At 33.7% G+C, this 21,694-nt stretch carries 8 protein-coding genes and 2 pseudogenes; 2 read left to right on the top strand and 8 right to left on the bottom strand.

The window, feature by feature from the left end:
- Window positions 1–25 precede the first annotated feature (25 nt).
- The 5 genes from wmk (OOK92_RS04420) to wmk (OOK92_RS04400) form a co-directional block, all read right to left on the bottom strand.
- The gene (gene wmk / locus OOK92_RS04420; protein ID WP_264735347.1) at window positions 26–937 is read right to left on the bottom strand and encodes a WO male-killing family protein Wmk; all 912 of its coding nucleotides are present in this window, start codon (window positions 935–937) and stop codon (window positions 26–28) included.
- Window positions 938–962: 25 nt separating this feature from the next.
- Window positions 963–1,859 (bottom strand): WO male-killing family protein Wmk, encoded by an 897-nt coding sequence (gene wmk / locus OOK92_RS04415; RefSeq protein WP_264735346.1) that lies wholly within the window; start codon window positions 1,857–1,859, stop codon window positions 963–965.
- An 85-nt stretch (window positions 1,860–1,944) separates the two neighbouring features.
- Window positions 1,945–3,141 carry a hypothetical protein gene (locus tag OOK92_RS04410; protein WP_264735345.1) on the bottom strand — a complete coding sequence of 399 codons (1,197 nt, stop codon included), beginning with the start codon at window positions 3,139–3,141 and terminating at the stop codon, window positions 1,945–1,947.
- A 101-nt stretch (window positions 3,142–3,242) separates the two neighbouring features.
- Window positions 3,243–3,899 carry a JAB domain-containing protein gene (locus OOK92_RS04405; RefSeq protein ID WP_264735344.1) on the bottom strand — a complete coding sequence of 219 codons (657 nt, stop codon included), beginning with the start codon at window positions 3,897–3,899 and terminating at the stop codon, window positions 3,243–3,245.
- Between the two features lie 170 nt (window positions 3,900–4,069).
- Complete coding sequence (wmk, locus tag OOK92_RS04400) at window positions 4,070–4,981, bottom strand: WO male-killing family protein Wmk (RefSeq protein ID WP_264735343.1); 912 nt, start codon at window positions 4,979–4,981, stop codon at window positions 4,070–4,072.
- Between the two features lie 129 nt (window positions 4,982–5,110).
- On the opposite strand from wmk (OOK92_RS04400), the pseudogene OOK92_RS04395 reads away from it, so the two are divergent.
- Window positions 5,111–5,392: pseudogene (locus tag OOK92_RS04395) on the top strand (Rpn family recombination-promoting nuclease/putative transposase); the annotation flags it as partial.
- Between the two features lie 271 nt (window positions 5,393–5,663).
- Here the strand turns inward: OOK92_RS04395 and OOK92_RS04390 are convergent.
- Complete coding sequence (locus tag OOK92_RS04390; RefSeq protein ID WP_264735342.1) at window positions 5,664–6,686, bottom strand: IS110 family RNA-guided transposase; 1,023 nt, start codon at window positions 6,684–6,686, stop codon at window positions 5,664–5,666.
- A gap of 121 nt (window positions 6,687–6,807) precedes the next feature.
- On the opposite strand from OOK92_RS04390, the pseudogene OOK92_RS04385 reads away from it, so the two are divergent.
- Window positions 6,808–7,422: pseudogene (locus OOK92_RS04385) on the top strand (Rpn family recombination-promoting nuclease/putative transposase); the annotation flags it as partial.
- A 386-nt stretch (window positions 7,423–7,808) separates the two neighbouring features.
- On the opposite strand, the gene OOK92_RS04380 reads toward OOK92_RS04385, so the two are convergent.
- Together OOK92_RS04380 and OOK92_RS04375 are read right to left on the bottom strand one after the other, a co-directional pair.
- Window positions 7,809–8,363, bottom strand: a complete 555-nt coding sequence (locus tag OOK92_RS04380) for a latrotoxin-related protein (protein ID WP_264736382.1) — start codon at window positions 8,361–8,363, stop codon at window positions 7,809–7,811.
- 218 nt (window positions 8,364–8,581) lie between these two features.
- Window positions 8,582–21,586 (bottom strand): ankyrin repeat domain-containing protein, encoded by a 13,005-nt coding sequence (locus tag OOK92_RS04375; RefSeq protein WP_264735341.1) that lies wholly within the window; start codon window positions 21,584–21,586, stop codon window positions 8,582–8,584.
- Window positions 21,587–21,694 lie beyond the last annotated feature (108 nt).

Below are 21,694 nucleotides of genomic sequence, written 5' to 3'. Positions count from 1 at the left end.
CACTATTAACTGTCTTTAACACAATTTAATTTTCACAATCACCCAACTCATCAGCAGTTAGGCCACTTGCTCGCACAATAATATCAATTGCAACACCTTCCTTTGCTAGATTTTTCGCAACTTTGATTTTTTCTATTTTTTTAACCTTTTCTTTACTATCCTTCATATCCCTAGATAAAAATTTCTTCACTAATTCCTGCTCTTCAGTTTTTCTTAGTAAATTGAGTAGTTCACTATCTTCATTTGTTTTAGGTAGCAGAACTTTAATATTCACTGATAATTCCCCTGCTATTTCATATAATTTATCAAATGATATGGCAGTATATCCTTTTTCATATTCGTGTATTTCCTTGAGTGTTACACCAACTTTGTTTGCTAAATCTTCCTGAGTATACCTTTTTATCAATCTCCATTCTCTTATTCTTTGCCCTATTTTGTAATATATAGAATCAGTGCAGATTTCTCTCTCTGTATTATCATACTCGTAAATAGATAAGCCGGTTGCCTGGGAAATTATGTCAACTGAAACTCCTTCTTTTACTAGATTTTTTGCTATTTCCAACTTTGCTTCTTCTTGATTAATTTTCTCGCTAATATGAACAAACCTGACTAATGAAGGTACTATTTTGCCTAACTTTTGATCCTCGTATATTTTCGTTAGATAGAGTATTTCTTCGTCTTCATCTTTATACTCTCTTACTACTACTGATTCAGGTAGCAGATCTATAGTATTAACCGATAGTTCTTCTGCTATTGTATATAATACTTTAATTGGAATAGCAGTATATCCCTGTTCATAGCTGTTCACCTTTTGGTATGTTAAACCTATTTTACTTGCTAATCCTATTTGAGTGTGACCTCGCATTAATCTGCTATTTTCTATTTTTTGTCCTATTTTGTAGCTTATAGAACTAATATCTCTTACAGAAACAAACATATATACCTTACTTAGAAACAAATTTTCATGCAATTTGATCAGCAGATAAGCCGACTATTTGCAAAATAATATCAATAGAAATTCCCCCTTTTACTAGATCTCTTGCAACTTTAATCCTTTCCGCTTTTCTCACTTTTTCTTCACAAATCCTTATACCTTCAAATAGAAACTCTCTTAATGCACTACGTAGTTCTTGGCTCTCAATTTCTTTGTATTCTTTAATCAAATCAGGCAGCTCATTTTCTATCTTATCTCCTGTTAGTTCAAGTAGGTCCATAATGTTAATTGATAACACCTTTGCTATTCCATATAATTTATCAAGTGGAATAGAAGTCCTTCCTTGTTCATAGTTGCTTATTTCGTGACGTGTTGTACTCATTTTCTCTCCTAAATCTTTTTGAGTATACTCTCTCACTAGCCTCCATTCTTTTATCTTCTTTCCTATTTTGTAGTAGATAGAACCTGTTTTTTCTTCAACACATTCATCAGCAGAAAGGCCAATTGTTTTTGCAACAATATCAACAGAAACTCCTGCTTCAACCAAACCCTTTGCAATTTTTATTTTTTCCGATTTTCTACTACTTTTCTCACTAACTTGGACAAATTTGGTTAGCAAACAAAACATTCTACGTAACTCCTGATCGTTAATCTTTTTATATCTTCTTACTAGATTTAGTATTTCTTCTCCCTCATCTTCAAGACAGCTTTTTGATACAGGAATAAGATCGGTAATACTGATTGATAGTGCCTCAGCTATAGCATACAACCTTTCGATCGAAATTCTACGGTTCCCTTTCTCATATTGCAGTATTACCCAGTACTTTACACCAATTTTCTCTGCTAAGTCCTTCTGAGTATAACCTCGCTCTAACCTCCAATTTTTTACTTTTTGTCCTACCTCATAGTCTAGATTTCCTTTCACGAAAAGAACCGCACATATAATATTTTCTACTATAGCTCAATTTTGTTAAGGCTCCAATAAACTCTGGAACCTTAAAATAAATGAACTAAATTTTCCGAAAGGTTTCTTTACTACCTCCATATATTCTATTTACCCACGAAGGTGGAGAGAGTACTTCATCATTGCTAATCTCTTTTATAGCATATTTTTCACTCCATATGCCACATCTAGTGAAATTACCTTTCTCTACTGCTTCTTGAAGTTTCACTCCCCCAAAAAGGCAATTTTTTCCAATTTCTTCTCCTCTTTGTTGTAATTTAGCCCACAGTTCCTTATCTGCTACTTTTACTTGTATTTGATCGTAGTTTTTTACATCCTGGTACAATACAATATTTAGCTTACCAATGCTCGTAGGAAATTCTAATACAATAGAGCTGCCATCTGACATATCAGTATAGTTTCTTATACCTCCCTTCTCACTTTTAACTTCAACTGCATTATTGCCAATTTTTAAAATATTACTTCCTAACTCTCTGTTTGCTTTCAGTACTTTGGCAACTTCTACCTTGCTGTCCTCAGAGAATTCCACAAAAAACGTCCTATTATCTATTTCTAGATCTATTAAAGCTCCTTCCTGAACAGCACTTTCACCAGCTTTTCCTAGTTCTTCTAGTTGCTTATCTATCTGTGGCTGAATTTCTGGTTGTAGCTCATTATAGATTTCACCTATCAGTTTATTCTGTAGTAGAGTATCATGAAACTCTGCACCGCTTAACATTAATTTACGTATTACCTTTTTACGATCAACCTTATCAAATTTATGAAAATGTGTACCTAATACTACATACTCTGCGAAACTCCATTCCCCATCATTACATGCATTTAGCCTTGCTCCATCATCTATTACTTCATCTATAACTTTATTCATCTCTTTTAAACTTTTTGCTCTTACCACAGCACTTTTAAACCAGCTCAATTTTTCGCTTTCGCTTATACTTGGCTTTATTTTTTGCAAGGCAGAGGTAAATGGATTTTTATCTTCTTGATCACTTATAGGTTTTGTGCCATATATGTAATCAAGTCCCTTTCCGTAGTTGATTTGAACGTCTCTATTAGGGAAGGGCACTTCTCCAGGTTTTTTAGCCTTATTAGTTTTGCTTACAAAGGTGGACTGCTGGTTAACACGACCAATTCCTATAATAGCATTTAACATCTCACCTTCTGATAATTTATCAAGATCAACGTTTAATTCATAAGTACCTCCTTTCTTATCATCAAAAGGTACGATTATTTTATTACCCATATTACCTCCACTATTAAAAATACTTTTTAAGCGTACAATAAACTTTATACATCTTACTACTCATTATAAATTATAGTGAGTAGATTTGCAAATATTTTCTGCTATAACAATCCGTTTTCTCGAAAACTGAAATAGCCTCCACTTGTGATGATAATATGGTCAAACAATTTTACGCTTACAGTACTACATGCTGCTGCTAAGCTCTTCGTTACTTCTTGATCTTCTTCTGATGGTTCTAAGCGTCCCCCAGGATGGTTGTGTGACATTATTACTAATGTTGCATTCTTTATTAATGCTTTTCTTATAATTTCCTTTATGTATACTGGTGCTTTTTCCATTTCACCAATATAGGATTCTTCTCCGATTAATTGGCGCCTTTTATTCAAGTACAGTATTTTTACACATTCCCTTTCTGAGTGGCCTATACTTACGTTTAAGTACTCTACTAGCCCTTGTAAGTCCATTATTGGCTCACTCTTGAGCTTTTCTCTCAGTACCCTTTCTAGTGTTTCCTTAACACACATAATCATTGCTACTGCAGAATCAGTTACTCCTTCTATGACTTTCAGGTCATCCATTTCTCTACCTAAAATCCTTCCTACTCCCGTATAAGTATTCACCAGATTTTTAGCAATTTCTTGAGCTTGTGGCCTTTCATGTACTGCACTTAGAAATGTTTCCATTATTTCACGATCAAGTAGTGCTTTGCCTTTGCTTTCTAATATTCTGAATTCTATTTCTTCTTTACTTTTATTCATATAATTTACCCTTCACTAACAACAAACTTTTTTTAATTATTTACTGCTGTTTTTTTATCAGCATTGGCATAGAGCCATAGCTTCCGAGTGAAGTCAAATCAATTTCTCAATCTTTTTTACTTATTTTTTCATCTAAGAGTAAAGATATTAATATATACTGATTTTTTATTTTAAATCTGTTGAATTTCGCCTAAAGAGAGGCCTGTTATTTGCAAAATAATATCGGTAGAAATTCCTCCTTTCACTAAATCCTTTGCAATTTTCATCTTTTCTGCTCTTTTCACTTTTTCTTCGCAAATTTGTATGCTTTCAAACAGAGATTTTATTAGCGCATAGCGTAATTCTTGACTCTCAATTTTTTTGTATTCTTTTATTAAATCAGGTAGCTCACTTTCTACTATCTCATCTTCCTCTATGAGCAGATCTGTAATGCTAATTGATAATGTTTCTGCTATTGCATATAATTTTTCCAGTGGAATGGCCACACGTCCTTGCTCATAGTTGCTTATTTCATCACGTGTTGTATCCATTTTCTCAGCCAAATCCTTTTGAGTATACTCTCTCACTAGCCTCCATTCTTTTATCTTTTTTCCTATTTGGTAGTATATAGAACCTGTTTTTTCTTCAACACACTCATTAGCAGAGAGGCCAATTGCTTGTGAAACAATATCAACAGAAATTCCTGCTTTAACCATACCCTTTGCAATTTTCACCTTCTCTGCTTTTTTACTACTTTTCTCGCTAATTTGGACAAATTTGGTTAGTAAACAAAACATCCTACGTAACTCCTGACCGTTAATCTTTTTATATTCTCTTACTAGATTTAGTATCTCTTCTTCTTCGTTTTTAAGGCAAATTTTTTCATTTGATACAGGAATAAGATCTATGATGCCAACCGATAACACTTCTGCTATAGCATACAATTTCTCAATCGAAATTTTACGTGTTCCTTTTTCATATTGTAGTACTACTTGATACGTTACGCCAATTTTTCCCGCTAAATCTTTTTGAGTATAACCTCGCTTTAACCTCCAGCTCCTTACTTTTTGTGCTATTTTGTACCTTATCGAGATATTTGCCATAAATATTATACAGGTTAATACTACCAAATAAAGATATACAAAAGGGATGCTTCTTTCTATGTTTGAATTTTAGTTGAATATTTCTTCACAATTGTGTATAATTATTAATGCTTTCTAGGTTAATTCGTCATGGCTTTTTCTAAATTTCTTGATGCGCGTAATGATTATGCCTTCAAAAGAATATTCGGTACTGAGAAGAATAAAGATATCCTCATTCGTTTCTTAAACGATATTTTAGGCTTTACTGGCTTGGCTGCTATTCACGATGTTGAATTCCTAGCTACCATTTTAGACCCTGAAATTGCCGCTAAAAAGCAGAGTATTGTCGATGTTCTTTGTAAAGACTCTCAAGGTTCAAGATATATTATAGAAATGCAGTTCACTAAGACCAAGGGCTTCGAAAAACGTTCTCTAATTGCACATAAGTCAACAATAATTTTTATATAAACCAAAATAACATATTTCCTACATAATCTTTAATAATTTTACATACAAGAGCAGTGTGCTTCCATGGTTCTCTCCGCGGTCTGATATGACAACAAACTTGTCAAGCCGCACTATACTTGTTAGGTGGAAGTGGACGGCAACATGTGCCCAACGAAGTCTAGGCTTCAAGGTTTTTTCTTGCTTATCCCTTCCATCGGCATTACTACCTCGAGTAAAATTATTGTTTATGCTCCTCTTAATTGTAATAACAAAATTCTGTTTTATTGACCAACATCCTGTGCATAATTACAGCCAATTTTCTTGCTACTGCTACAATTGCTTTCTTCATCCCTTTTTTCCTTGCAAGTTTTAACCCCCAGCTTTTCAACTTAAAATTTTTCTTACTAACTGTAAGTAAGACTTGTGCAGCTTCATATAACATACTTCGACATTCCATGGGCCCCATTTTTGATATACTACCATGCCGATCAATTTCTCCAGAAGCATATTGTCTTGGTGTTAACCCCATATACGCTCCAACTGTACTAGATCTTTCAAATCTATTTGGGTTATCCACTGTTGCTTTATATGTCATTGCTACTATAGTACCAACACCTGGAGCAGTAGTTAATAATTTACAATCCTCATCTTTTTTGCCTTGTTCTAAGAGCATCTTGTCAAGTTTTTCCAATGACTTCTCTATTGCCTCTAAACTACAAACTAACGCTCCAATTGAAGCCTTACTTATTTCATCCAAATCTTTAATTGCTTTTTCTATTCTTAAAGACAAGCTTTCAAATTTTGACCCTTGACCGAGCTTTATCCCGTATATTTTTAATAACCCTCTTATTGTCCCAACAATCTGCTGGTAGCTGCATGTTAACTGTCTTCTACTTCCAAGTGCTATTTTAATTTGACAAGATTCATCCGATTTTACTAGTACTTCTTTATATAGCCCAGCCCTCATCATTTGAGCTATACCTCTTGCATCATTCTTATCGTTTTTATTGATTCTTGCAGACAAAGCTGCTGCCATATGTCTTGCATCTACACAAACTACTGGCAAGCCAAAACTCCTTAATTTTTTGCACATTGATATTGAAAGTTGTCCACTTTCTACTCCTATAGTTTCGTAATTTTTGCCTTGTTCAAGCAAGTACTCTGCTATTGCCTTGCTTTCGCTTGCAACAACTCCTTCTTTAACAATCTTTCCTTTCTCATCAACGATACTAATGAAAGTTTCTTTGAGTGAGACATCTAATCCGCTATAATATTTCATGAGACTACTCCTACTGTAAAAGTTTAAATTGTTTTTGAAGAACTTATTCTACTGAATTCGTTACTTCGTGTTAAAATAATGGAGTATGTCTCTCCATCATTCAACAGCAATTACAGTATGTGCTCAATATTATGCTGCCAAAGCCTACTCAAGTCAAGCTGATCAAGGTGATAATTATCATAATCTCAAGGAAATTATCTTTATTGCTGTTGCTGATTGTATTATTTTTCCAGATAAGGCTGAGTACAAATCTAATCATGTCATTTTAGATCAAAATAGCTTTGAACATGACTTAAAGGATTTTTACTTCGTATTCATAGAACTACCAAAATTTACAAAGACAAAAGAAGACCAACTAGAAAATATAGTAGAAAAATGGTGTTACTTTTTTCGCTATGCAGGAGAAACAAGGGAAGAGGATCTAGATAAGATAGTTGGTAGTGACGTAATAATAAAACGAGCTTATGAAGAGATGAATAAGTTTAATTGGTCAGAAGAAGAGTTACTAGCATATGAACAAATGAAAAAACGTATAATGGATGAGATTGCTGCTTTCGCTCAAAAATTTGATGAGGGCCTTAGGGTTGGAGAAGAAAGAGGCATCCAAATCGGACATCAAAAAGGTAAAATTGAAGTTGCCAAAAACTCACTTAAAGCTGGTGTTTCTATAGATATTATAGCTCAAATTACAGGTTTTTCTCATTCTGAAATTTCACAGCTCAAAGAAAAAACATAATATTCCTACTTATTCACTCCAACATTTATGAAAACCTTTCCTAAGTCGAACATACTCCCAATTAAGAGTCTAATGAACTGTCTAAAATAGCTATAAAGATAGCACATAGAATTATATAAATTACTATCATAACGAAATCTTCCTACCCAACCTTCTATATCAAAGCTATATACTATAGGTTTAATATGGAGAGTGCATCAACCACTTATCTCCCAATTCTAGCCTTGTTGCCTACAATGTCTACTTCATCCATGTTAGTATTAGGACCATCAAACTTGCTACTGGTTTCCCTAATTACTTTGGCTCATTTTACCACCTTCACTTTAAATTCTATTGTAAACTTTCCACTATTTGGCATATTATACCTCCATCTCTCATATTTTAATCTACCTACTGAGGTTATTCACAAGCTTAGTTACTCCTACCTCAGAAAGACAAGTTGATACTTTGTCCTTTGAATGGCTTTGAATAGAAGCATTACTTAAATAACTTTGAGGCTCTAAACTCATTTGTTGTTTTTTTGCACTATCAACCTCTAATGTACCATCTCCATTGTGTAATATCTGTTGTATTGATTGATTTAGCAGCACCTTATTAAATTGAGCTATAAACTTGTCAAATCTCTTCGGACTTAATTTACCAGGACATCCCGCTTCTCTACCAGGACATGCTTTCTCTACATACGAGTTTAAAATCCCTGGAATCTCATCAAATTTACCACCTATGATTTTTCTAGTAATCTCTTTCTGCATTTCCATAAAATCAATATTTAACCGGTGCATTGATATTTTGCTATCCTTTGCAGCTTGCTCTACTACTTTCTCAAATCCCTCTGTAATATTTAATGCATAGCTCCGTGCTTCTAGTGGGGATATAGACTGATCTACTATAGAAATATACTTCTGACCTGTAACTTTTCTAATTAATAAATCAAGTAACATTATTGTACCATTAAAATCAACCTGTGATAGATAGTGATCTCCCATTTCTAGTATTGTATTTCCGCCACTAGGTTTAAATTTAACAGGTGTTTGCCTTTCACGCATTTGTTTTATATTTGCATTTACATAATCAATGTTGTCTCGAAAGAAACCTCCATTTTCTTGTTTTTTATCTGTACCATCAGATGGTAGTGTGGTACTTGTTGAACTACTACTACTTACCGAAGCTTTGGCAAATTGCTCATCAACTTGTGGTATTGAACTTGCAGTATTTGATGCTTCCTCAGATAAAGCAGCTCCAGAATAAATAAACCACCTACAGAACCTTTTACCCACCCAAACAAACCATTTATCCATGAAGATGGTCTTGTGCCACTACTTGCTGCTATTCCAGGTTGATTACTTAAATCTACAGCAAGATGACGGCGTTTGCGTTGTGCAGAGCTTCCTCTTTTTTGATTGAGCTCTTTCTCTAAATAATCGATAACATTATTATGTCCTTTATCTCTAGCAATATCTAGCGTTGTTTTACCAGCCTTGCATTTAGCATTAATGTCGGCCCCATTACCTACTAGGTACTCCACCATATCCAAATGACCACTCCAAGAAGCCCAGTGCAGTGGTGTATGACCTTGTTCATCAGTATCATTAACACCTACTCCCTCCTTGCTAAGAAGAAATTCTATAATATTCTTGTAATCGCTTTCAGCGGCAATATGTATAGGCTTTTTGCCATATTCATTCTCAGCATTAATATTGGCACCTCGATTAAAAAGACCTATAACTTTATTAAGATCACCACTTTTTACTGCGATCAACAATTCTTTATCTAAATCTAATTGTGTTTGTTTCAAATACTCTACAACATCACCACGTTTTTGATAGGTAGCAATATCTAGCGTTGTTTTACCAGCCTTGCACTTAGCATTAATGTTGGCTCCCTTACTTATAAGGTATTTTACTACATCTAAATAACCAACAGCAAGGTGCAGAGGAGTATCATCATTGTTATCTTTAACATTAACATTAGCTCCCTTGCTTATCAGACCTATAACTTTATTAAGATCACCACCTTTTGCTGCGATCAACAATTCTTTATCCAAATCCAATTGTGCTTGTTCTAGATATTTTACAACATCATTATGTTTTTGATCGATAGCAACATTCAACGGTATTTTACTGCCCTTGTCTTTGGCATTAATATTAGCCCTTTTATCTACAAGATACTTTGCTATATCTAGATGACCACCCCAAGAAGCCCAATGTAGTGGTGTCCAGTAACCATTATCTTTTATATTAACATCAACTTTCTCTTCATCTATAAAATACTTTACCACATCTAACTTACCGTTGGAAGCAGCACAGTGCAGGGGAACTCTGCCACTATTATCTTTAATTTCTAAAATATCTTTCTCACCTATAGAACATTTAATTATATGAAAATGATTACTTAAAGGAGCATCACATGGAAGGGTGCTACCATTATTGTACTTAAATATTGAATTAGCGTATTCTTCTATCAAAAATTTTGCAACCTCTAAACGTCCTCTCCATGCAGCATAGTGCAGTGGTGTGTAACCTTGTTTATCAGTATCATTAATACCTACTCCCTTGCTAAGAAAAAGCTCTATGATATCTTTACTATTATTCTCAGCAGCAACATGTATAGGCTTTTTACCATAAGGGCCTTTATCTGCAGCATTAATATCAGCGCCTTTTTTTATCAAAAACCTTGCAATTTCTAAGCGATCTTTAAATGCAGCCCAATGTAGTGGTGTCCAACTGTATATATCTGTAGTATTAACATTAGCATTCTGACTAACAAGATCCTCAACTTCATTGAGATTACCATCTCGTACTGTGGTCAACAATTCTTTATCTAAATCTGATTGTCTTTGTTCTATCATTTGTGCTATGTTTGTGTAACCTTCTTGATCAGCTAAACCTAAAGGTGTTCTATTATGTTTGTCTTTAACTTTAATACTAGCACCCCTATTAAGAAGAAGTTTGACTGTACTTGGTTTATTTCCTTGTATAGCTACATGCAAAGGTGTTGAACCATTATTATTTACATCATTAATGTCACTAGCATTTTTGTCTAAAAGAAATTCAACTATTTCAAGCTCACTACCATACTGAGCAGCCACATGTAAAGGTGTATTGCCATACACATCTTTAGCTTTGATATTAGCGTTCTTATCAAAAAGAAACTTGACGATGTCAAATTTGTCACTAGAAGCAGCAAAGTGTAAAGGTGTCCTATCCTGTATGCCTCTAGTATTAACATTAGCGTTCTGATTAGCAAGACTTTTAACTTTATTAAGGTTGCCATCTTGCACTGCAGTCAATAATCCTTTATCTAAATCTAACTGTGCTTTTTTCAAAAATTCTATTATATCTACGCAATTCTTTTGAACAGCTAATTCTAAAGGTGCTCTACCGTCAGCAGTTAAAGCATTAATATTAGCACCTCTCTCAACAAGATACTTAACTACATCTAATGAACCCAATTGAACAGCCCAATGAAGAGGCATCCAACTTTCATTATCTTTGGCATTAATATCAGCACCGTTATTTACGAGAAGTTTAACTATATTTAAATTATCCTTTTGAATTGCCCAGAACACAGAGACCCAACCCAGCCTACTTTGAGCATTAACATTAGCACCTCGTCTGATATTGTCTCTAACTTTACCAAGATCTTCTTTTTCTACAGCAATCAATAATTCTCTATCCAGATTTAATTGTGTTTGTTTTAAAATTTCCACTATATCTGTGTAACCCTTTTGCTCAACCAACTCTAAAGGTGTTTTATTGTCTTTATTTTTAGCCTTTAAACTAGCTCCCTTTTCGATAAGATATTTTGCTACGTTAAAGTGACCATTATTACAAGCATTATGTAGAGGAGTATTATCATTATTATCTTTAGCTTCTAAATTAGCACCTTGAGCAATAAGATCTTCCACTTTATCAAAAGTGCCCTCTCGTGCATTGATTGACAATCCTTGATCCATCTGCGCTCTCTTCAAAAGCTCTATCATATCTCCTTTAGTAGCTAAGTCTAAAGGTGTTCTATCATTCTTATCTTTAGCATTGACACTAGCACCTCTATCAAGAAGAAGTTTTGCTACGTTCAACCTTCCTGCTTCAACAGCAAGATCTAAAGGCTTTTTATCATCTTTGTCTTGAGATTCGATGACAGCACCTTCATCAAGAAGGAATTGAGCTATATCCAAATTACCCCCTTGAGCAGCAAAATGTAAAGGCGTTCCCTGATACGTTATCTCATTATTAAATTTTGCACCGTTACTAATAAGAAGTTTGACCACACCCCATTTACCTGACTGAGCAGCATAAAGTATCGGTGTCCAATCACGCCCGTCTTGAACTTCGATACTTGCACCTCTGTCAAGAAGGAATTGAACCATATCCAAATTATTTCCTGATGCAGCAAAGTGTAAAAGTGTTTTACCTTCCTTGTCTTGAGCATCAATATTAGCTCCTCTATCAAGAAGAAGTTCTACCACGCTCCATTTACCTGATTGAGTAGCAAGAAATATTGGTGTGTACCCAAATTTATCTTGAACTTCAATATTAGCACCTCTATCAAGAAGAAGTTTAACCTTATCAAATTCACCCGCCTCGGAAGCAAGATGCAACAGTGTTCTGTCAAGTTTACCTTGAGCATTTATGTCTCCACTGTTTGGAACCTCTAAATGTATAGAACTCTCTTGTGAATTAACAATAGAACTCACATTATTTAATTTATCAATACTATCTGAATTATGTATTTTATCTACTTCATTACTTAATAATATCTCTTTGTCAGTAAATTTTATAGATAATGTTTTCATTTCAGGTTCTTTATAGAAATCTCTAAAATATATAATACACAACTCATTTGCTTCTATGCCAGCATTAAAGGCATTGGTAACTATCAAGTCATATTTATCATGAAGGTAGGTATACCGCCCTGCTTTTTTAGATATAATTAGTTTACTATTTTCTTCTATGTCTTGAGGTCTTACTACAATAATTTTCTCATCAGAAATAAAGAATGAAGACTTTAAATCTAGATTACCATCTATTTCCACCGGTGCATTATCAAAAATAATTTGTAGTTTTTTATACCACTTATTTATAAGTGCATCCTTCAGCCTAACTGTTATTACATCTTGCTGCAAGCCGGTAGCTGATATAGATAACTTAATTAATAAATCATTTTTGTCTTTAATAATCGTTGGTGTCGGTTTTATACTCAAATCCCTATCTACTTGCTGTACCAGCTGATGTAAATCTAATATACTTCTTAAACTTTTCTTTCCATTGACATCCTCATTAATGATTACCTCTTGAATAGGGAAGTTTTCAATATCAAGTGTTTCATGACCTGAAGTAATTGTACATACATCGTTTCCGCTTAGAACAATATTTTTTCTCCCACTTGCATTGAGTTCACTACAAACATCTCTCCTCATAGAATCCGCAGCGTTGCTTCTCCCTCTATTATTTAAACAACTATCTAAATCTAACTTATTTTTTGACTGATTTAAAAAGGTGTGCCTTTCAACATCTTCAACCATAGCAGATGTTCTACTTGCTATTTGCTGACTATTTTCTTCAGTCAATATTGACTGATAGTCTACTACACTTTGATTATAACCATTTGACCCTTGTATACTACGTCTCTTGCGAGTAGATCCACAATCTTCAATCTTCCAAACACCATTGATAACACTTTCCCCTGATTTCCAAGTGAACACATACCGCCTATCCTTGTCACAATTGTTTAAGTGGTACATACAATCATTATTAGGTGAGTACAAGTACCTTCCATACTCAACATTCTTTAGATACACATTATCGCCATTGAGCTCAACCTTCCACTTAAATTGATCACTATTTCCATTTGAAGGCCAAGTGAACACATACCGCCTATCCCTATCACAATTGTTTAAGTGGTACATACAATCATTATTAGGTGAGTACAAGTACCTTCCATACTCAACATTCTTTAGATACACATTATCGCCATTGAGCTCAACCTTCCACTTAAATTGATCACTATTTCCATTTGAAGGCCAAGTGAACACATACCGCCTATCCCTATCACAATTGTTTAAGTGGTACATACAATCATTATTAGGTGAGTACAAGTACCTTCCATACTCAACATTTTTAATACATACCTCTGATGAAAATACCGCATTTCTCACTGACTCTGGTAATTTACTTTTTAGCCTTTCAAGATCAGATCTTTTTTCTGAACTGACCCCGGAATATTTATTAGAGTTCACTGTACTTTTAATACGGTGAGCTAACTCAAATACTGCACCATCGTTCTTCGGCATTTTATCAAACACAGCCATATAACCTGAGATACTCTGACCAGGGTTATTATGACTGTATATAAACCTTAATATTTCTTTTTTATCTACTTGCCAGTATACGTCACTTACAGCTTCCTTAATTGCTCTATCAAACAACTTTTCATCAAAATTATAAATCTCATCCAAAAGTTCAATAGTCGAAGCACTACGATTATGCAGCATACCATCCTTTAGCACCTTTTTTGCTGTACTTTTTATCGAACCTTTTAAACTACTTATACAAAACTCTACCAATCTTTTTGCGTTAGATGGAATATTTGCTTGGTTAACAACTTCCTTCTTTAAAAATTCAACCTGTTTTATCATTTTAAATGCGTCATTACTTTTAGTCTTGATCCTGTTACAAAGAAGTTCAATTACACCTGAGTCATTATTGTAAGCGGCTAAGTATAGAGGTGTTCTACCATCGTTGTTTTTAGCCTCGATATCAGCACCTCTATCAAGAAGAAGATTAATTACGTTTTGCTTTGCTTCTTCAACAGCCAAATGCAGGGGTGTCTTACCCTCCTTACTTCTAATTTCAATACTAGCACCTTTATCTATAAGAAAGCTAACCATATCAGGATTACCATAATGAACAGCATAGTGCAAAAGCGCCCAATTATCACTGTTGCAACTAGTACTCTCTAAAGCATTAATATTACCTTTCTTCTCTAAAAATGCTTTGAATACACTCTTGCTTAATTCTACATTACCGTTGTAAGTAGCATAATGCAAAGGCGTCCAGTTCTGTGAACACTGATTTTTATATTCAATATCAACATTACTTTTTTTAGCAGTTTTATCAAGAAGGGTTTTAACTTCATCCCATTTACCTTCATAAACTGCTGTACTTACCAAAGGTTTCAATACTCCCAACCCTGAAGAGATCATCCAATTATTGCACTGATCTATTATGTTTGAATCATAGCCATTCAGCAAAAGGTTGTTTTCTAACTTTTCAAGCAATGTTAAAATCTGATTACTACTTGGCGTTTTATTTTTTAATTCCTCAATTTGTTCTAAACTACAGGAATTTTCTGTAAAGCTTACATGGTCCTGAAGTGAAGAAAAACTTAAACATTGGTATATTGGGTTCTTGTTTTCCATTATAAAATTATCAATCGATACTAAACATTTAAAGTCATTTTCTACTTTAGGAGCATATTTACTTTTATTTTTATAATTCTCTGAAGCTTTTTCAATTAGGTCTTGTACTTTCCCTACTTCATATAAGCTAAACCTATCTAATCTACGGAGCGTTATTGGTTCTAAACCTAGATCAAACTCCAACGTAGAAATTCTATGAGACTCAGAATTATTCCAATTCTTTATATTGATTGTGTGATTGGATACTTCATCAGAAAACACCAAATCTGTGTTACTACTAGAAACTCTAATCCGATCTGGAGTAATATTCTTTAGTATCATTACTCCTATACGCTTTTCATCTTCCTCTATCGAATTTAAAGTACCATTTTGATTATGTGTAATATCGACAGACTCAGTGAAGTCTATAGTGTATTCTTTTACAGTTTTCTCATAATCACTCTTAAGTTTATCTTGATAGTCCATTATTCCATTAACTTCTTGCTGTAAGCCAAGATATGAGGAAAAATTACCATCATTCCACAGAAAAAAATTAACGTTTCTCCATTTACTTTGATTATCATAAAAATTTTCTACTTTTATTATAAAAGGAACCTCGTTATTCCTTATCAGTAAAAGATGATCTTTGTTTCTATATCGCTCAATATCTTCAAGACGGGAATCTATCACTACATGATCATCTTGAAAATCTTTAGGTAACACAAACATGTTTTGAGCTCGTGTAGCGTGGAAAAAAGGAACTAATTTACCATTTCTCGAAGAAGAGGGAGAACATGATATTGACTGTATATTAGGGATAAAAGTTTCTCCTTTTTTATTCATAATTATAAGATGCCTATAATTAGAATCTTGAAGGTAATTTTTTACTCGAATGTTACTATTATTGTGCTTTAAATAGAGGTCACATTGCTGGATTGAAAAATCTTTTTCAACCATTGGCATAAATAGTATATCCAGTTTTTTATCATTTGAATTATTATCAATTTTAACTTCTCTACTATTTATATCATTGCTAATAAAATACACATCACTTCCATCTCCACCTCTAGCAACTATGGCTCCTTGATCAAAATTTATTATATCATCTTCTGAAGAACCAAAAAACATATGTGGAACTGTACTATTATCCTGATTTTGTACTTTATCTCTAATAACACCAAAGACTTTATAACTCTTATGATTATTTAGAATTTTTTTGTAATGATTTTCAACATTGTCAAAATTATCTAGGGAATGTTCTGAATGTAATTCAAATGAAGTAATTTTTATAGTTGATGAGTCTGATCTTTCAATCTTAGGAACAATATTACTACCATTTTTATCTATTAGTGCAAAGCGAGGTTTATTACTGCTTTGCTCAACATAATTTTTTACATCAAGAGTAAATTGATTGTTTTGACCAAAATTTATTTTTAAAGATAAAGTATTACTGTCTGTGGAATAAGTGATTTGATCACAATCACCTAATAAATCGATTTCCGGAAAAATTATAGTTCCTGTTCCATCTACATCAATTTCTGAATATAAACCCTTACCTTTGTAGTCTGCAGCTTTTACGTAAAAAGTATAATTGCTCTTTCCACCCTTGACTGTAGTATACGGCGAAATAATTACTTTTTTACAATTTTCAACTACATCTTTCCTATTTTTATCAAGACCACCGCCACTATCTATTATAACCTCACGATCATCGGTTCCTATAAAGTGCTCAGAGTAACCCATGCACAAAATCTCATCCACCTTGTTCTTTCTTCCAACATAGTAATAATTAAAGATGCCATTATTATCAATTTGATCATTGATTAACCAACGACCATTTACTCTTGCCTTTAATGACCCAGAGGCATTAGGCTTAAAACGATAGTTAACGTTCATTCCTATAACTGGATCTTTCAATTGGCTTAAATCAAGTATATTAACAGTGTTACTTCCACCAATAATTTTACCTGAGAAGTCAGCGTTATTTACAACAAACCTATTTACTACCTTATTACTACCACCAACTATTTCTGCTGTACTTGAGTCAATTAGAAAATTATTGTTCCATTCATCACTTCCTATGATGGTACCTTTGTCTACATTGCTTAAATCATAAACAATTGTTTTATCCTTTTGTTTTGCTTTTACCCTATTATCGTGACTAATAACCACTGAATTTTCACAATAATACGAAGCAAAGTCGAATGAATTTTTTGTACCTTCTTTTTCATAATCTTGGTCAGTAACCTGTGGTAAACAAACCCTGCTAGCACCTTCAATACTATGAGGTATAATACGTGAAAGATTTCTTGTATTGGCTCTTTCTGCTTTATTCATAAGAATCTTTGCATAATCTGGACGAAGGGTATTACCGCTTACTTTTCCAAGACCAATACCATAAGCAACAGTACTATTAGGGCTATTATTTAAAGCTTGCCACACTCCTTTAGCTAAACTATTAACTGTGTCTTTCCTAGCTGCAAGATGCTGCACATCAGCTGCCATAGGTTGAAAAAGAAGTGTACGCCAAAAAATACTCCAGTTCTCTCCATGGGTTGTATCATACTTTTTCTCATACTCTATGATATTGCTGACACCACTATAAATTCCATAACCTACCATGAGCCCAAATCCAACTGCAATACCAACCACCGGCATACTTGCTGCTGTAAGAGCAACACCAGAAACAAACGATATACTAGAAAAGGATATAGATGCTATATTATCTCTTATCTCCTTTTCTCCACATGGATTATCACTATCCTCTCTTTTTTTACAATCAACAAGATTACTTGCTGACATACCTATATCAACAATATCAAAAACACCAGCTATAGCTCCTGCCGTACCTTTTGCTATTGTACTTCCAAACTTTACACCTGCAATCCGAATAGCAAATTTTGTCTGTTTACCCAGAGTGCCTGATACAATTTTTCCTGCAACCTTTTCAGCTGATGCTACAACTTTTGGAGTAATTTTAACCATTACATTCTCAATTGGTTGAGATGCAAAAGACCATCCTATCCCACCTAAATTTAATCCACAATCTATTGCTGTTCCATCTTTACAAGATACAATAGCTCCATGAATTCCTCTTATTAATTGTATTCCACCTGCAGCGTTCATTAACCTGCTTTTCAACTTTGAGCTTTTTGTTGTACTACCAGTTTGCTGTGAAATGTCACCGTGCAAATTCTTAATACGTTCATTTTCAATATAACGTCCGTACCCTTGATCTTCAACTACCCTATCAAATAAGTACTTATGATTACCTTCGATATTTTTATCTCCAACGAACTCTATTAGCTGAGCATTTTTCCCTTCATTTTGACTACTTTTAACATAAGTTAGGAACTTTTCACTATCAACTATAATCTTATCTATATTATTTTCATCTACCCTTCCCTTAATAAACTTTTTTACATCATCCAATGAAAATAAACAAGGATTAATACTTCTTCTTTTTCTACTACCTTGTTTTACACAATTATTCAGGTCAAATTTCTTTCTAGGTGCTTGTGTTTCAGCAAGTACAGTCTCTAGATTAGCTATACGTTGTGGATCTATACTTAATTTGTCTGAAACATTTTCTCTCGTGCGTATAAAATAAGCTTCATCTCTTCCTTGAACTTGCAAACGGTTACGTATTTCATCAGGAATATTACTTCTACTTCCTTGCAACACAGCATTAATACCTCTAGCGTTTTCTAACGCCCATAAGCCACAATTATAACCATCTCTTTGTTGAGTAACAGGAACATCATGAACGTTAATTTGAGCCTGTTGTAAAACTTGACGAATATTATCTGGAACACTATTACCCAACGAGTCTACATAGTATCCATTATACTGCCCATTTTGATAGGCAACGACCAACGTAACCCAGTGATTATTATCTAAATTAACAATTAAAGTTAATGGCCTTCTTTCACCTCTTGTTGTTACGCTATCTTGAAACTGTTGCAATTGATTAACTATGTGTTCTGATGATCCCACTACTTCAAATAATGTATCAGCTCCATAACCGTATTCTATTCTTGCAATATCAGCTATATCATGTTGTTGCAGCCAATAATGATAATCTTTTTCTGCTGTTGCAGATTCTAATGTACGTAAATTCTCTTCTTGTATACCAATATTTTTAAGTCTCTGAGTTATCTCTTGTATTCCTTCTAAATGTTTTCTCTTAGCTATATCAATAGAACTATGAACTACTATAGCAGGAACAAACTCATCACTCGTTAATATTAAAGAATTTTTATCTTTAGCTTTCACATTAACAACTACGCCCATGAAAAGCATTTTGTCACTATCTGTTATTGTTTTCAGTGCTGCCCCTTTAGCATATCTAACATTTTGTTCTTTTGTTAATTTATCAACTTCCTGTTTTAGCTGATCTTGATTTAAGTTTTTATCTATAAGCTTAAATTCCAGCGCTATAGGAGTATATTCTTTAGTACCCTGAGGCGAAGGACCAATACCTTGAATTACCATATCAACACGACCACCTGCTCCTACTTGAAATTCAGGTATGATTACAGTCTTAGAAGAAGTTTCCTGTAGCTTTAAATCGCTGTAACTACTAAATAAACCATTAAGAATGGCTTGTAATCTTGCTTCATTAGTAATCAAATCTTTAATAGGATAAATTGCATCTGCTACCTCAGCAAGTAGCCTTTTATAATCTGGTAATAAATCTTTACCATCAGAAGAAGTAGCATGCTGAGAAGTGATTGCCTGATCAAATTTTACCTTTAATTCATCAGAATTAGGTATCTTAAGAAAACTACCTGTAAATTGTTGATCGGCACCACTTGGTTTATATTTACTTATCTGTTCTATTTTAAAAAGGTCTTCAAAAGATAATCCTGTTTCATATTTTTTTAGACTCATTTTAATTTCTACGGCATTTCCTACTTTTCCTATTTCAGGTATGTTCAGTACTGGAATTTTTTTATCAGCATAGAATTCCTTTGTATTGGACTCTCGTATATGAAAAATGAATGCTGTTTTTTCTTGCCCTTCATTACCTTGAACAAGTATTAATGTCATAACTGGGCTTTTAGATAAAGTGTATTCTGTTCCCTGAGGCCAGTTCAGCGGGTACTCATCATATGAGTATATATATTTTTTAATGTTACTTTGATCTTGACCAATCTTGTTGATTAAAATTGATTGACCTAATATGTCTCGACTGAAATAGTAATGATCTTTTGTTTCTTTATTTGCTGGAAAAGTATGATATTCGCTTGATAACAAATCTGCTATTTCTTGCTTGAAATCTTTTTCAGAAAGTTGTTGATTATTCCACCTACGAGCTAACTTTATAAAATCCTCCATCAAAGAAGAAGGTTGTTTAATAGGTTCTACGTTAGTTTTAAATGGTTCTGTGGAATCCAAATTCAACCCAACAGCGATGGCATCATCTGCATTGGTTAAAATTCTCATCTTATTTGGTCTAAAACCTTCTATATAATCTTCAGCTTGTCTCAGCGCATCACTTGGATTAACCTGTCCTTCAGTTCCAGCCTTGAGTTCAATAAGAATTGGAACTGAATCAATAGCACGATTAGGCCCACGAACAAGCAAAACAATATCAGCATAACCTCCACCAGCAAATTGCTCCAGGTAGATCTTGGTATTATCACGATATCGAAAGTTATCAAATATTCCTGCTACAAAACCATGTTGACCAGCTTCACGAGCCTTATTACCGTAAACATTGCCTTGTAAATTTAAATTAGTATGAACTTCTTTAATATAAGTTAGAATTTCTTTGAGATTATCCTGAACTTGCTTTCCATCTGGACTAGCAAGCTTTTCCATATAATCCTCTAGATAGACAGATTTACCTAGCTTTTTTGTCACTTCTTTAAATGGAAACTCTGCTGGAGGAGCGATAGGTTCATCTTTGATTTTCTTGTTCCTTTCTATTTCAATATTTATTTTTTCATCTTCTTTACCACCCTTTAAAGTATATCCCTTTGCTGATGTAATTCTTGATAACTCCTTCCTAACATCATCACTAAGATCTTTACCTGACTTACCTAGAAACTGCTTAATTTCATCAAAAAATCTAGCTTTGAATGCATAATTACCTTTTAATTCATTACGACTAATTTGTATTATTTGAGTATTTCCACGTATGTCCTTAGCTACATACTCTAATATACCATCACTCCTAAGATATAAATATAATTTTTTTGGTGTAGGATTAGTTTTTGATTTCGGTCTGCCTTTTACTAACTCATATTTATCTTTCAAAATTTTTACTACATCAATTTGAAACTTGCGGGCATCTGATCGAGTATAATCTCTACCCATCACATCCTTCCACTCACCCTTAGTAAATTCAAAATTCCTGGTGCGCATTTGTTGACGTTGAGGATTGGAATATTGAGCTTCTATATCTTCAGTGAAAATAAAAACATGTGCTTTAGATTCTGTTTCTGCTACAACCTTTAAAGTTCTTGCTCCCTCAAAACGAAAGTGTAATTTCTTTATACCTAGCTTATCATTGAGCTTAGTATCTAATATACTAGAAAACCAACCTAAGAATCGGTGAGGAAAAAAACCAACCTTTTCACTGGAATGCAAATAAGATTGTATTTGATCAACCAGCGACTGAAATCTTGCTTCAAAAGATTTATCTAGTAGATCTACTGGATCAGAGCCAGCAGAAGCCACTTTCTGAAAAAGCAACTTTATTAATTCAAAATCTTTAAAATCTTGCAGCTTTTCTTGTTGTTGATTGCTAATAACCATAACTACCTCCTGATTTTAACCTTGTACAATTTTCATCCTTACCTAAACTCTGTACCTACTTTCATTTAAGTCTAAGTAACTGAATGACTTTGTTTTCTAAAATAGAAA

The organism is Wolbachia endosymbiont (group A) of Rhinocyllus conicus (assembly GCF_947250775.1).
Taxonomy (GTDB): domain Bacteria; phylum Pseudomonadota; class Alphaproteobacteria; order Rickettsiales; family Anaplasmataceae; genus Wolbachia.
This window is presented reverse-complemented; position numbering and strand designations above follow the sequence as displayed.

What these genes read in the sequence shown, in the direction of transcription:
- wmk (WP_264735347.1), bottom strand. Translation starts at nt 937, where the DNA reads ATGTTTGTTTCTGTAAGAGATATTAGTTCTATAAGCTACAAAATAGGA.
- OOK92_RS04410 (WP_264735345.1), bottom strand. Translation starts at nt 3,141, where the DNA reads ATGGGTAATAAAATAATCGTACCTTTTGATGATAAGAAAGGAGGTACT.
- OOK92_RS04405 (WP_264735344.1), bottom strand. Translation starts at nt 3,899, where the DNA reads ATGAATAAAAGTAAAGAAGAAATAGAATTCAGAATATTAGAAAGCAAA.
- wmk (WP_264735343.1), bottom strand. Translation starts at nt 4,981, where the DNA reads ATGGCAAATATCTCGATAAGGTACAAAATAGCACAAAAAGTAAGGAGC.
- OOK92_RS04390 (WP_264735342.1), bottom strand. Translation starts at nt 6,686, where the DNA reads ATGAAATATTATAGCGGATTAGATGTCTCACTCAAAGAAACTTTCATT.
- OOK92_RS04380 (WP_264736382.1), bottom strand. Translation starts at nt 8,363, where the DNA reads ATGTTACTTGATTTATTAATTAGAAAAGTTACAGGTCAGAAGTATATT.
- OOK92_RS04375 (WP_264735341.1), bottom strand. Translation starts at nt 21,586, where the DNA reads ATGGTTATTAGCAATCAACAACAAGAAAAGCTGCAAGATTTTAAAGAT.